The sequence below is a fragment of the Rhodococcus sp. NPDC058532 genome, from assembly GCF_042719255.1.
In the GTDB taxonomy this organism is placed as follows: domain Bacteria; phylum Actinomycetota; class Actinomycetes; order Mycobacteriales; family Mycobacteriaceae; genus Rhodococcus_G.
The window spans coordinates 162,658-176,333 of sequence record NZ_JBHXNU010000003.1 but is presented as its reverse complement, the minus strand read 5'-3'; the positions used below and the strand labels follow the sequence as shown (position 1 = coordinate 176,333).

The following is a 13,676-nucleotide window of genomic DNA, read 5'->3' as shown; positions in this document are numbered from 1 at the left end:
TCAATCCTTCGCGGTGAGGTCCGCGCCGTCGGCGAAGGCGCGCGCGATCTCGGCGGAACGGCGCAGCGCCTCGCGGGACCAGGCGCCGCTCGCACCGGCAAGCCCGCAGGCCGGGGTGACGAGGACGCGCTCGGCGAGGGCGGAGCGGGGGAAGCCGAGACGGTCGACGAGGACCGCCGCGGGCCGGGCGAGTTCACGCCAGGACGGCGTCCGCTCCGGTGCCGCGGTCGGAACCAGGCCCAGCGCCAGCGACAGCCCGGAGTCGAGCAGTTCGCCGACCCCGTCCAGGTCCGCGGCCCGCAGCACACCCGCATCCAGCCCCACCATGGCTGCGCCGCTGCGGCGCAGCAGGTCCAGCGGGGGCGACGCGGCGCAGCAGTGCACGAGGACCGGGACCGGCACCGTCGCGATCGCCTGCTGGAGGACCGCGAGGGCCTCCGGTTCTGGCAGGGCTCGCGGCGTCTGCAGGATCGACACCCCGGTCAGCGTCCCGTCCAGCACCGACCGGAGTCCCGGCTCGTCGAGCTGGACCAGCACCGGGGAACCCAGGCGCCGCCGCACCTCGGCAACGTGCCCGCGCAGGCCCTCGGCCAACGATTCGGTGAGATCCCGGAGCGCACCGGGGTCGGTGAGCGCGCGGTGCCCCCCGACGAGTTCCAGCTGCGACGCCAGCGTCAGCGGTCCGACGGCCTGGACCTTCACCGGCTGCTCACTGCCGCGGCGACCGGCCAGCTCCCACGCCTCCTCGAGGGCGTCGAGGTCGCGGGCGAGCAGGTCCCGCGCAAGTCGGGTGACCGGTCCGGTCCGCTGCGCGACCCGGTAGCCGGTGGTGGAGGTGTCCAGCGGCAGGTCGACGAGCAGGGCCGCGGCCCGACCGATCATGTCGGCGCCGAGACCACGCGCAGGCAGCTCAACCAGGTGCGGCAGCTGCGCGGCCTCACCGACGACGACGGCCGCGGCCTCGCGCGGGTCGACGCCGGGCCAGGACCCTACTCCCGTCGCGACGCCGACCGGGAACACCGTGTCGGTCAACGCAATTCGCTGTCGGGCTCGCCCGAACCGCCGGCCCCGGCGATGGTGCCACTGCCGAGCACGATGTCACCGGCGGAGTCGCGGCGGTACAGCACCACCGCCTGCCCCCTGGCGACACCGGTCAGGGGCTCGCGCAGTCGCACCTCGAGGCCGCCGTCGACCTGCTCCGCGACCGCCTCCGCCAGCCCGCCGTGCGCGCGCACCTGCACGGTGCACTCGACGGGACCGGCAGGCGCGGACCCGGACGTCCAGATCGGCCGCTCGGCGCGGATCGTCCACACCTGGAGGCGTTCCGCGGACCCGACCCGCACGGTCCCGGTGTCCGGTTCGATCGCGGTGACGTAGCGCGGGCGCCCGTCGGCGGCGGGTCCCGCGACACCGAGCCCCTTGCGCTGGCCGATCGTGAACCCGTGCACGCCGTCGTGGTCGGCGAGTTCGGCGCCGGTGTCGGCGTCGACCACCTTGCCCGGGCGCACCCCGATCTTCGCGCCGAGGAACGCCCGGGTGTCCCCGGACGGAATGAAGCAGATGTCGTGGCTGTCGGGCTTGTCCGCGACCGCGAGCCCGCGCGCGGCGGCCTCCTCCCGGATCCGCGGCTTCGGAGTGTCCCCGACCGGGAACATTGCGCGGGACAGCTGCTCGGCGGTCAGTACCCCCAGCACGTACGACTGGTCCTTGTCCGCGTCCACGGCGCGCCGCAGGACGCCGTCGGCGAGTCGCGCATAGTGCCCGGTGGCGACCGCGTCGAATCCGAGTGCCATGGCCCGGTCGGCGAGCGCGGCGAACTTGATCTTCTCGTTGCACCGCAGGCACGGGTTCGGCGTCTCCCCCGCCGCGTAGGCGGCGACGAAGTCGTCGATCACGTCTTCCTTGAACTGATCGGCGAAATCCCAGACGTAGAACGGAATTCCGAGCACGTCCGCGGCGCGGCGCGCATCGCCCGCGTCCTCCTTCGAGCAGCAGCCCCGCGATCCCGTGCGCAGGGTGCCCGGGGCCGTCGACAGCGCAAGGTGGACGCCGACGACCTCGTGTCCGGCCTCGACCGCTCGCGCCGCGGCCACCGCGGAGTCGACACCACCGCTCATCGCCGCCAGTACCCGCATCAGTGTGATCCTCTCGTGCCCTGAAGTCGCCGTGACCCGGCCCCGGCCATCCCCGCGGCGCGGGCCCGGTCGACGACCTGCGGCAGTGCCGCCAGCAACGCGTCGACGTCGGCATCGGTGGACGTGTGCCCGAGCGAGAAACGCAGCGACCCGCGCGCGATCCTGGGGTCGATCCCCATCGCGATCAGCACGTGACTGGCGCGGGCCACCCCGGCCGTGCATGCGGATCCGGTCGAACACTCGACGCCGGACGCGTCCAGCAGCATCAGCAGCGAGTCGCCCTCGCAGCCGGGGAAGGTGAAGTGCGCGTTGCCCGGCAGCCGGTCGGCTCCGAGCGGGCCGTTGAGCACCGCGTCCGGAACAACCGCCCGCACGCCGTCGACCAGCCGGTCACGCAGACGAGCGAGCTCCGCGGCACGGAACTCCCTGTCCGACACCATCGTCCGCAGTGCCGCCGCGGACGCGACGGTGGCCGCCGTGTCGAGTGTGCCCGCGCGCAGGTCCCGTTCGTGCCCGCCGCCGTGCAGCAGCGGAACGCACGGCACCTGACGGCCGAGGAGCAGCGCTCCGGCCCCGTGCGGGCCACCGAACTTGTGCGCGGCCACGCTGAGTGCGGACAGTCCGCTTGCGGCGAAGTCGACCGACAGCTGCGCGGCGGCCTGGACCGCATCACTGTGCATCGGCACGCCGAATCCTGCTGCAATAGACGCAAGTTCAGCGATCGGCATGACCGACCCGACTTCGTTGTTCGCCCACATGACGGTGACCAACGCGGTCTCGTCGGCGTGCGCCTCGAGTTCCCGGCGCAGATCCGCGGGGTCCACGCGGCAGTCGGCGTCGACCGGCAGCCAGGTGATCTCGGCGCCCTCGTGCGCGGCGAGCCACTCCACCGCGTCGAGCACCGCGTGGTGCTCGACGGTGCTGGTTACGATCCGCCTGCGTCGCGGGTCGGCGTCGCGGCGAGCCCAGTAGATGCCCTTGACGGCAAGGTTGTCGGATTCGGTACCGCCCGAGGTGAAGATGACCTCCGACGGCCGGGCCCCGAGGTCGGCGGCGATCGACTCCCGCGACTCCTCGACCCGGCGGCGGGCCGCCCGCCCGGAACCGTGCAGTGAGGACGCGTTGCCGACCGTGGCGAGCACGGCGCTCATCGCGGCGATCGCCTCCGGCAACATCGGCGTGGTTGCGGCGTGATCGAGGTACACCGGCGCGGATCGCGGTGCTGGCGCGCGATCGGGTTCACCGGCTCCGGTGGAGTGGGGGCGGGGCGAAGTCATGACCCGACCAGGATAGCCCGTCGCCGATCGGGTGCCGGACGCCGACCGTGCAGGTAGGCGGGTTCAGGCGGCGACCGGTGAGCGGACCGCCCCCGCGGGGGGCGCCGCGTCGGCGGACGACGAACCGGTCGGGCTCCCGCCGTTCCGGAACGGTCCATGCCCGCCCCGGACGAGTCGCTCGCAGCGGGTCGCCAGTTCCCGCCGGTCGGTGCCGGGCCGTTGGAGCGGGGCCAGCCGGACGTCGATGTGCACGTCGCGCAGCCGGACCACCCGAACCAGCGAGCCGACGAGGGTCTGCTCGCCGACGAAGCAGGCCCCGGTCGCCGGCCCGCCCGGCCCGACGTACCGCAGCGCGACGGGGGCGACCGGTGTGCCCGCGTCGATCGCGGCCTGGAACAGGGCGGGCCGCAGGCGGCCACCGGCCCGCCCGCACCAGGTGGTGCCCTCGGGGAACACGACGACGCGCCGCCCTCGGCGCAGCAGCGCGGTGACCTCGTCGACGACGGCGGGCAGCGCACGCAGCCGCGCCCGGTCGATCGGCACCACCCGCAGGCGCCGGGTGAGCGGCCCGATCAGCGGCCAGTCGAGCAGGTCCGCGCGGGCGACGTAGGTGCCGGGGTCGACGGCGGTCAACGCGAGCACGTCCAGCCAGGAGACGTGTGCGGCGACGACGAGCACTCCCCCGGCACCCGGGGCGGGGTCCCGCTCGTCGCGAACCCGCAGTCGCAGCCCGAGGATCCGCAGCACCGAACGGGCGTAGCCGCGATGCAGTCCGGATCGCCACCGCGGTGGCAGGGCCGCGGAGGCCACGAGAACCGGCAACCCGGACACCAGCACCGCCACCCCCACGCACCGGAGCCCGGTGCGCACCGGGCCAGCGCGGCGGCCGTGGTCGCTGACGCACCCGTCGCCGCACGGGCTGGACGGCATCCAGGCGTGGGTCATCGCACCGTCACCGGAACCGACCGCAGCCGCTGCAGGTAGCGCGGGTCGACGTCGTGCGCGCCGAGCAGCGCGACGAAGTCGGCGACGCCGAAGCCCGGGTCGTGGGCGGGCTCCCCGCAAATCCGGGCACCGAGCCGCAGGTAGCCGCGCAACAGCGGCGGCAGCACCGGCCGGGCGGTGGGCGCGGGCCCGGCCATCCCGGGAACCGGGCGCAGCGGGCGGACCCGACGATTCGGCGGGCTCGCGTGCTCGGCGAGCAGACGGTCGCGGACCGCCCGGACGTTCGCGCCGTCGTCCGCGTCGCCCGGCATCCGCATCGGCACCGACACGCACCCGAGCGCCCACCGGGGACCGGCGAGGTCGAGGTAATTCAGCATCCCCGCCCACATCATCGCGAGGACCGCCCCGTTGCGGTGCCCGGGGTGCACACACGCACGCCCCAACTCGACCATCTCGCCGTGCAGCGGGGCGAGGGCGGAGATGTCGAATTCCGTTGCGGTGTACCACCCCCCGGCCGCACGTGCGGCATCCGCGGTGAGTATCCGGTAGCAGCCGACGGTCTCATCGGTGATCTCGTCGCGTACCAGCAGGTGCTCGCAGTACTCGTCGAACCGGTCGGCCTCGCGTCCGTCGGCGGCATCATGGACGAATCCCGGCTCCGCGGCGAACACGGTGTGCCGCAACCGTTGCGCGGCGTCCCGGTGTTCGCGGTCGGAGGACAGGTGCAGCGAATAGCGGCCGGTGGCCTGGACCTCGGTGACGGTCATGCCATCAGCGTCGACGCGGCGGGAGGCGTCCCGGCGTCACCGACGTGTCGCGTCGATGGCAGCGGGGTGAAGAAACAGCGGCGGCCCCGCCCCCATCGGGAGCGGGGCCACTGCAACCGTGCGTGATTTTTACCCCGGTCGGGGTAGAAATCACGCACGGTGCGCGGAGCGCGACTCAGCCCTTGTGCGCCTTGACGGCCTCGGTGAGCTGCGGGGCGACGTTGAACAGGTCACCGACGATGCCGTAGTCCGCGATCTCGAAGATCGGGGCCTCTTCGTCCTTGTTGACCGCGACGATGGTCTTCGAGGTCTGCATGCCCGCGCGGTGCTGGATGGCGCCGGAGATGCCGAGCGCGATGTACAGCTGCGGGGAGACCGTCTTACCGGTCTGACCCACCTGGAACTGGCCCGGGTAGTAGCCCGAGTCGACGGCGGCACGCGAGGCGCCGACCGCGGCACCGAGCGCGTCGGCGAGCTCCTCGACGACCGAGAACTTCTCGGCCGAGCCGACACCGCGGCCACCGGAGACGACGACGGACGCCTCGGTGAGCTCCGGGCGGTCGCCACCGACGATCGGCTGGCGGGAGGTCACCTTGACGGCGTTCTCCTCCTGCGCCGGGACGTCAACCGCGACGCGCTCGGCGGCACCCGCCTGCGGGGCGGCCTCGACGGCACCCGGGCGGACCGAGATGACCGGGACCTCGCCGTTGGCCTTGGCATCGACGGTGAACGCGCCACCGAAGATGGAATGGACGACACCGTCGGCCTTGACGTCGATGACGTCGACGAGCAGGCCGGAGCCGATGCGCGCGGCGAGCCGACCGGACACCTCCTTGCCCTCGGTGGAGGCGGCGGTCAGGACGGCGGCCGGGGAGACGGACTCGACCAGCGCGGCGAGAACGTCGACCTTCGGGGTGATCAGGTAGCCGTCGATGTCGTCGGACTCGGCGGCGTACACCTTCGCGGCGCCGGCGGCGGCGAGCGCGTCCTGCAGCTTGTCCGCGGTCCCGGCGGGGCCCGCGACGACGGCCGCGGGCTCGCCCAGGGCACGGGCGGCGGTGATCAGCTCGGTGCTGACCTTCTTGAGCGCGCCCTCGGCGTGCTCGACGAGCACAAGTACTTCAGCCATTGCTTCCTTCTCCTACGTGTGTGTCTGCTGGTTGGGGGGCGCGGATCAGATGATCTTCTGACCGACCAGGTAGGCGGCGATCTGGTTGCCGCCCTCCCCCTCGTCGGTGATGCGCTCGCCAGCGGTACGCGGGGGCTTCGGGGTGGACGCGGTGACCGTGGTTGCGGCGTTCTCGACACCGAAGATGGCCGGGTCGAGGCCGATCTCGGCCAGCGTGAGGACCTGAACTTCCTTCTTCTTCGCGGCCATGATGCCCTTGAAGGACGGGAAGCGGGGCTCGTTGATCTTCTCGGTGACCGAGACGATCGCGGGCAGCGGCGCCTCGAGCGCGAAGACGCCCTCGTCGGTCTCCCGCTCGCCAGTGGCCTTGCCATCCGCGATGGTCAGCTTGCGCAGGTGGGTCAGCTGCGGCAGGCCCAGGTACTCGGCGATGATCGCGGGGACCGCACCGGCACGACCGTCGGTGGCCTCGTTGCCCGCGATGACCAGCTCGACGCCCTCGATCTGGCCGAGCGCCGCGGCGAGCGCGTACGCGGTCTGGATCGCGTCCGAGCCGTGCAGGGCCGGGTCATTGAGGTGGATGGCCTTGTCGGCACCCATGGACAGCGCCTTGCGGATGGCGTCGGTGGCGCGGTCGGGACCGGCGGACAGCACGGTCACCTCGCCGCCCTGGGCCTCCTTGATGAGCAGTGCCTCTTCGACGGCGCGCTCGTTGATCTCGTCGAGCACGGCATCCGCGGCCTCACGGTCGAGCGTGAAGTCACCGTCGGTGAGCTTGCGCTCGGACCAGGTATCGGGAACCTGCTTGATCAAAACGACGATGTTCGTCATGGGTCTTCGTCGACCTCCTGTGTCTGTCTTCTCAGCTGTCTGTCTTCTCAGCGAGCGGCTCCGCGGTGGCCGAGCTCTCGGGTATTCATCTACTTCGCACGATGACCGTGCGTCACACTACAACACACTAAGTTACCAGTGGGTAACTTAGTGTGGAAATGCCCTGCCGGAACGACCCGAACGACCGCGCGGGGCCTGTGATCTGGACCACCGCGACCCGCGGTGGAACACGTGGCAGTAAATTGGCAGCGGTGAGCGACTCTTCTGCACCGACCACCGCCACGACCGGCGACCACGCGACCCTGCCGCTGACCGGCGAGCGCACCGTCCCCGGCGTGCCCGAGGAGAACTACTGGTTCCGCCGCCACGAGGTGGTGTACCAGCGGCTCCTCGATCGTTGTTCCGGGCGGATCGTCCTCGAGGCTGGCTCCGGGGAGGGGTACGGCGCCAACATGATCGCCGACGTCGCGCGGCAGGTCATCGGCCTGGACTATGACGCGTCCGCGGTCGAGCACGTGCGCGCGCGCTACCCGCGCATCGACATGCGGCAGGGCAACCTCGCGGACCTCCCCCTCGACGACGCCTCCGTCGGGGCGGTCGTCAACTTCCAGGTCATCGAACACCTCTGGGACCAGGCACAGTTCCTCGCGGAATGCTTCCGGGTGCTGACCCCGGGCGGCGAGCTGCTGATCAGCACCCCGAACCGGATCACCTTCTCCCCCGGCCGGGACACCCCGCTCAACCCATTCCACACCAGGGAACTGAACGCGGCGGAACTCACCGAACTGCTCGAGCAGGCCGGCTTCGAGGTGACGACGATGACCGGCGTGCACCACGGGCCCCGGCTGCGCGACCTCGACGCCGAGCACGGCGGATCGTTCATCGACGCCCAGATCGACCGCGCCCTCGCGGGCGAACCCTGGCCCGCGGACCTGGTCCGGGACGTGGAGTCGATCACGATCGACGACTTCACCCTCACCGAGGCCGACATCGACGCCAGCCTCGACCTGGTCGCGGTGGCCCGCAAACCCGGCGCGCACACGTGAGCGCCCCCCGCCAGCCGGGCATGTTCGCCCTCGTTCTGCATTCCCATCTGCCGTGGCTGGCCAACCACGGCCGATGGCCGGTCGGCGAGGAATGGCTTTACCAGTCGTGGGCGGCGACCTACCTGCCGGTGACCCGGGTGCTGCGGACCCTCGCCGCCGAGGGTCGGGAGAACCTGCTCACCCTCGGCATCACCCCGGTCCTCGCCGCGATGCTGGACGACCCGCACAGTCTCGACGGCATGCACCACTGGCTCGGCAACTGGCAGTTGCGCGCCAACGAGGCGGCGTTGATGCCCGGCCGCGCCCGCCGCGACCTCGGTGCCCGCGAGCACCGGCTCGCCGCACAGGCCCTCGCCGACTTCGAGGAGCGGTGGCGGCACGGCGCCTCCCCGGTGCTGCGCCGGTTGATCGACGACTCGACGATCGAACTCCTCGGCGGTCCGCTGGCCCACCCGTTCCAGCCGTTGCTGCATCCGCGGCTGCGTCGATTCGAACTCGGGGAGGGCCTTGAGGACGCGCGAATGCGGTGGGGCACGAGGCCGTCCGGGATCTGGGCGCCGGAGTGCGGTTACACCCCGGGGATGGAGGTCGAGTACGCGGACGCCGGCGTCACCCACTTCATGGTGGACGGGCCGTCGCTGCGCGGTGATACCTCGGTGGGGCGGCCGGTCCGCGACTCGGACGTGGTCGCGTTCGGGCGCGACCTGCAGGTGTCCTACCGGGTGTGGTCACCGAAATCCGGCTACCCCGGGCACGGCGCGTACCGCGACTTCCACACCTACGACCACGACACCGGGCTCAAGCCGTCCCGGGTCACCGGCAAAACCGTCGACTCGAAGGACAAGGCGCCGTACGACCCGGAGCTGGCGGCGGCGGCCGTCGACCGGCACGTCGACGACTTCGTCGCCACCGTCGTCGACCGGATCCACAGCGAACACAACCGGACCGGAAGGGACGCCCTCGTCGTCGCCGCGTTCGACACCGAACTGTTCGGGCACTGGTGGTTCGAGGGACCGCAGTGGCTGGAGAAGGTGCTCCGCGCGCTGCCCGAGGCCGGGGTCGACGTCGGCACGCTGTCGCAGGCCCGGGACCGCGGGTACGTCGGTGCACCCGTCGATCTCGCCGACTCGTCATGGGGCAGCGGCAAGGACTGGCGGGTGTGGGCGGGCGACCAGGTTGCCGACCTGGTGCAGCTGAACGCCGAGGTCGTGCAGACGGCGCTGGACACCGTCGACAAGGCCCGCGGGTCCGCGGGCCGTCGTGCGGTGCGCGACCGGGCCAACGACCAGATCCTGCGGGAGGCGATCATGACCGTCCAGAGCGACTGGGCGTTCATGGTGAGCAAGGACTCGGCGGCGGGGTACGCGCGCGACCGCGCCCACAAGCACGCGCACGCCACCAGGGAGATCGCCGACGCGGTCGCGTCCGGGCACGCCGACCGCGCGGACCGGCTCGCCGCCGGATGGAACAACGCGGACGGGCTGTTCCCCGGCCTCGATGCGCGCCGACTGCCCGACGACGTCGCGGAGGGGTGACGGAGATGAAGGTTCTGATCGTGTCGTGGGAGTACCCGCCCGTGGTCGTCGGCGGCCTCGGCAGGCACGTCCATCACCTGGCGACCGAGCTGGCCGCGGCCGGACACGAGGTGGTCGTGCTCTCGCGCAGGCCCACCGGCACCGACGCCTCCACCCATCCGACGATCACCCACATCTCGGAGGGTGTCCTGGTGGTCGCGGTCGCCGAGGACGCCCCGCACTTCGTGTTCGGCGAGGACATGCTGGCGTGGACCCTCGCGATGGGACACGCGATGGTCCGGGCTGGCGTCGGCCTGGCCCGCCCGGGGATCGGCGAGGGCTGGCGGCCCGATGTCGTGCACGCCCACGACTGGCTGGTCGCGCATCCGGCGATCGCGCTGGCCGAGTACTTCGACGTGCCGCTGGTCTCGACGCTGCACGCCACCGAGGCGGGCAGGCACAGCGGCTGGCTGTCGGGGACGATCAACCGTCAGGTGCATTCGGTGGAGTGGTGGCTCGCCAACGAGTCCGACTCGATCATCACCTGCTCCGCCTCGATGGAGGAGGAGGTCAGTGAGCTCTACGGACCGAACCTGGCGCCGATCACGGTGATCCGCAACGGGATCGACGTCGCGACCTGGACCTACCGGGACCGGGCGCCGCGGTCGGGTCCGCCCCGGCTGCTGTTCGTCGGGCGGCTCGAATACGAGAAGGGCGTGCAGGACGTGATCGCGGCGCTGCCCCGGATCCGGCGCAGCCACCCCGGCACCACGCTCGCCGTGGCTGGCGAGGGCACCCAGTACGAGTGGTTGCGCGAGCAGGCCCGCACGCACCGGGTGCTGCGGTCGGTGAACTTCCTCGGGTCGCTCGACCACACCGAACTGCTCGGCTGGTTGCACGGCGCGGACGCGATCGTGCTGCCCAGCCGCTACGAGCCGTTCGGCATCATCGCACTCGAGGCCGCGGCCGCGGGCACACCGCTGGTGGCGTCCACCGCGGGCGGGCTCGGCGAGGCGGTCGTGGACGGGGTGACCGGGTTGTCGTTCCAGCCGGGTGACGTGGACGGCCTGACCTCCGCGGTCCGGGAGGCCCTCGACGAGCCGACGGCCACCCAACTCCGGGCCCGGGCGGCACGGGACCGGCTGACGGAGGACTTCGACTGGCATCAGGTCGCCACCGACACCGCGCAGGTCTATCTGAGCGCCAAGCGCCGGGTCCGGCACCCGCTGGCCAGGCCCGAGATCCCGCAGCGCCCGCTGCCCGGCCGGTAGGCGGCTCCGCCGCCCGTGAGTCCTTCTGGCCCCCATCGAGGCCACAAGGACTCACGGGCGCGCAGCGCCTATCCGGCTGCGGCCTTCTTGCGTTCGATGTCCTCGAGCGCGGCGATGTACTTCGCCCGCTCCTCGGCACCGGCCTCCCACGCCTCCCTGCGGTTCTTGACGACCTTCGCAGGCGCCCCGACCGCGATGCTGTAGTCCGGCACCTCGCCCTTGACCACGGCGTGCGCGCCGAGCACGCAGCCCCGGCCGGTGATCGTGTTGCGCAGCACCGTCACCTTGGCCGCGATCCAGGTGTCGGGACCGATCCGCACCGGACCCTTGACGATGCCCTGATCCTTGATCGGGGTGTTGACGTCGTCCATGCGATGGTCGAAGTCGCAGATGTAGCACCAGTCCGCGACGAGGGTGGAGGCACCGATCTCGATGTCGAGGTAGGTGTTGACGACGTTGTCCTTACCGAAGACCACCTTGTCGCCGATGCGGAGCGAACCCTCGTGGCAGCGGATGGCATTGCCGTCACCGATGTGAACCCAGCGTCCGATTTCCAGCCGGGACAGCCCGGGCGTCGAGTGGATCTCCACCCGCTTGCCGAGGAACACCATGCCGCGCAGGATCACGTGCGGATTGGCAAGCCGGAACTTCGCGAGGCGGTAGTACCGCACGAGATACCACGGCGTGTACGCCTTGTTCGCGAGCACCCACCGGAGGGAGTCGCGGGTAAGGAACTTGGCCTGGTCCGGGTCGGTCCGCCGGGATCCACGCCACCTCGTGCGCAACGGTGCGCCCCACATGCTGGTCATGACCGGACAGCCTACGGTCACCCATGGTGAGGTCGATCACGGCCCGGCCCCGATTCGGGTCCGACGCGGTCGAGCCCACCGAGGATCAGGGCCGCCACCACCGCGCCGACCGCGACCACCGCAACGGCAAGGAGCGAGCCGGTCATCACCCCGATCAGTGCGGCGCTGCCGACGATGAGGGCGACCACGATCACGGTGCCTGCCAGGGGCGTACCCAGCAGGTGGTCGACGTCGCCGGTGGGCCGACCCGTCCCCACCTTCGCTCCTGCCGAACCCATGTGTCCATTGCATCACAGATAAGGCCAACAAATTGGCTAATTTCTCGGACTAATGGTCGCGGGGAATTGCGCCGTCCCGAACTCGCGAACTCATTCCGTGCGCGGAAATTCGAACCACTGTCCGCCACGTGAATGAATGCCACGCCTGCAGTTCCGCAAATCGGGTGGCGTTCCGCTCGGCCGAGCACGGGGCGGGTGAACGCCCCACCCGCCCCGGCCAGATAGTGTGCAGCGAGCGAAATCCACACGAGGAGTGATGAATGCGGCGGGTCCTTCGGTCGACAGCGATATCGCTGGCAACGGTGTCGGCGCTGCTCGCGGCCGGCTGCGGCAGCGACTCCCCGGCGACCGCCATCTACTCGCCTGCCGGCTGGCCCGCGATGCACGCGGACGCAGGCAACAGCAACAGCAGTCCGGTGACCGGATCCCGATCCGTGTCGTTCGACTGGTCGCGCCCGCTCGGCGCGCCAACCGCGACGCCCGCCTCGGTGGCGTCGACCGGCCAGATCTTCGCCACCACCGGTTCCGATCGCGGCTGCAACCTCTGGTCGTTCGAGATGGACAGCGGACGCAAACGCTGGTGCACCCGCATCGGCCCCGGCGTCGCGGCGTCAACGCCGATCGTCGACACCGCGACCAACGTCTACATCGGCGAGGACGGCGCGATGAGCTCGTTCACCGAGATGGGGCAGTTGCGGTGGCGAACGGTTGTCAGCGGCACCCCCATCTCCGCCCAGTTCACCGGGGATGGCAACGTGCTGTTCGTCACCCAGTTCGGCGTCGTCTCCGTCCTCAGCCCGCAGACGGGCAAGGAAATCGTTCCGTCCTATCAGCTGGTCCCGGCACCAACCATCGAGCAGGGCCAGAACATTCCCCTGCCGCCCGCCGCCCAGGGCCTCGACACCTGTGCCCTCGGATCGTCACCGGAGTGCCCGGTCGCGAACACCCCCGCCATCGATCTGGAGACGGGCCGCTTCTACCTCACCGTGTGGCGTCCCGGACGCCCCGCCGCCGAGCTGGTCGCAATGCGATACCGCGACGGACAGCTCACCGAGGAATGGTCGTCCGGCGTCGTCCCCGGCGGCAGCGCATCGAGCCCCGTCCTCTCCGCGGACCGCGCCACCGTCTACGTCACCGACACCAGGGGCGTGCTGTTCGCGCTCGACGCAGGCACCGGAGCCGCCCGCTGGCAGCAGGACCTCGGATACGTCGCGGCGGGCAGCCCGTCCGTCTCCGCCGACGGGCTGATCATCCCCGCAGGCGGGCCCGACGGTCACCTGCTCGCCCTCCGCGACCTCGGCGACCGGGGCGAGATCGCCTGGGAGCGCAAGGAACTTCGACATCTGGGTGACCCCGCCCAGACCGCGGGCGGCACCGGCTACACGACGGTCCGGGACGGCGCCGACGGACTCGCGTTGATCACCTTCGACACCGGGACGGGTGAGACGGTCGACCGGGACGCGCTGCCGAACGCGTCGGGCTACCCCGTCGGCACCTCGATCGGGCCGGACGGCGAGGTCCTCACCTCCAGCGCGATCGGGGAACTGTTCGTGTTCACGCCCTGACCGGGGCCGTGGGGGGGGGGGGGGGGAGGGCGCCCAAACACACACCCAACAAGGCAAAAAAACCAAAAAAAACAGGGGGAGAAGGGAGTCCGCGCCATAGCGACCTCCA

At 71.4% G+C, this 13,676-nt stretch carries 13 protein-coding genes; 4 read left to right on the top strand and 9 right to left on the bottom strand.

Features of this window, described 5'->3' with window-relative positions; translation table 11 throughout:
• The 7 genes from ACFWQG_RS05350 to ACFWQG_RS05320 form a co-directional block, all read right to left on the bottom strand.
• A complete protein-coding gene (locus tag ACFWQG_RS05350; protein WP_378506548.1) occupies positions 1-1,032 on the bottom strand; it encodes a methionine synthase in 1,032 nt (343 codons plus the stop codon).
• Positions 1,029-2,135: a tRNA 2-thiouridine(34) synthase MnmA gene (mnmA, locus tag ACFWQG_RS05345; RefSeq protein ID WP_378506547.1), complete on the bottom strand. Its 1,107-nt coding sequence runs from the start codon at positions 2,133-2,135 to the stop codon at positions 1,029-1,031. Before mnmA ends, ACFWQG_RS05350 begins: the two co-directional genes overlap by 4 nt.
• Complete coding sequence (locus tag ACFWQG_RS05340) at positions 2,135-3,412, bottom strand: cysteine desulfurase family protein (protein WP_378506546.1); 1,278 nt, start codon at positions 3,410-3,412, stop codon at positions 2,135-2,137. The genes mnmA and ACFWQG_RS05340 overlap by 1 nt, the downstream gene beginning before the upstream one ends.
• Before the next feature lie 63 nt (positions 3,413-3,475).
• Complete coding sequence (locus ACFWQG_RS05335; protein ID WP_378506545.1) at positions 3,476-4,357, bottom strand: lysophospholipid acyltransferase family protein; 882 nt, start codon at positions 4,355-4,357, stop codon at positions 3,476-3,478.
• Entirely contained in the window at positions 4,354-5,124 is a 771-nt protein-coding gene (locus ACFWQG_RS05330) for a GNAT family N-acetyltransferase (RefSeq protein ID WP_378506544.1), read from the bottom strand. The genes ACFWQG_RS05335 and ACFWQG_RS05330 overlap by 4 nt, the downstream gene beginning before the upstream one ends.
• Before the next feature lie 175 nt (positions 5,125-5,299).
• Complete coding sequence (locus ACFWQG_RS05325) at positions 5,300-6,253, bottom strand: electron transfer flavoprotein subunit alpha/FixB family protein (protein WP_378506543.1); 954 nt, start codon at positions 6,251-6,253, stop codon at positions 5,300-5,302.
• A gap of 45 nt (positions 6,254-6,298) precedes the next feature.
• Positions 6,299-7,084, bottom strand: coding sequence for an electron transfer flavoprotein subunit beta/FixA family protein (locus ACFWQG_RS05320; protein WP_378506542.1), 786 nt, complete (start codon positions 7,082-7,084; stop codon positions 6,299-6,301).
• Between the two features lie 197 nt (positions 7,085-7,281).
• Here ACFWQG_RS05320 and ACFWQG_RS05315 point away from each other — a divergent pair, with 197 nt between their 5' ends.
• From ACFWQG_RS05315 to ACFWQG_RS05305, 3 genes are read left to right on the top strand one after another with little or no spacing between them, the layout of a single operon-like run.
• Positions 7,282-8,130: a methyltransferase domain-containing protein gene (locus tag ACFWQG_RS05315; RefSeq protein ID WP_378506541.1), complete on the top strand. Its 849-nt coding sequence runs from the start codon at positions 7,282-7,284 to the stop codon at positions 8,128-8,130.
• 20 nt (positions 8,131-8,150) lie between these two features.
• Positions 8,151-9,665, top strand: a complete 1,515-nt coding sequence (locus ACFWQG_RS05310) for a 1,4-alpha-glucan branching protein domain-containing protein (RefSeq protein WP_378506742.1) — start codon at positions 8,151-8,153, stop codon at positions 9,663-9,665.
• Positions 9,666-9,670: 5 nt separating this feature from the next.
• Positions 9,671-10,915: a glycosyltransferase family 4 protein gene (locus ACFWQG_RS05305; protein WP_378506540.1), complete on the top strand. Its 1,245-nt coding sequence runs from the start codon at positions 9,671-9,673 to the stop codon at positions 10,913-10,915.
• Positions 10,916-10,983: 68 nt separating this feature from the next.
• Here ACFWQG_RS05305 and ACFWQG_RS05300 read toward each other — a convergent pair whose 3' ends face one another.
• Positions 10,984-11,724, bottom strand: a complete 741-nt coding sequence (locus ACFWQG_RS05300; RefSeq protein WP_378506539.1) for an acyltransferase — start codon at positions 11,722-11,724, stop codon at positions 10,984-10,986.
• A gap of 17 nt (positions 11,725-11,741) precedes the next feature.
• The gene (locus ACFWQG_RS05295; RefSeq protein WP_378506538.1) at positions 11,742-12,002 is read right to left on the bottom strand and encodes a hypothetical protein; all 261 of its coding nucleotides are present in this window, start codon (positions 12,000-12,002) and stop codon (positions 11,742-11,744) included.
• Positions 12,003-12,262: 260 nt separating this feature from the next.
• On the opposite strand from ACFWQG_RS05295, the gene ACFWQG_RS05290 reads away from it, so the two are divergent.
• Positions 12,263-13,567, top strand: a complete 1,305-nt coding sequence (locus tag ACFWQG_RS05290) for a PQQ-binding-like beta-propeller repeat protein (protein WP_378506537.1) — start codon at positions 12,263-12,265, stop codon at positions 13,565-13,567.
• Positions 13,568-13,676 lie beyond the last annotated feature (109 nt).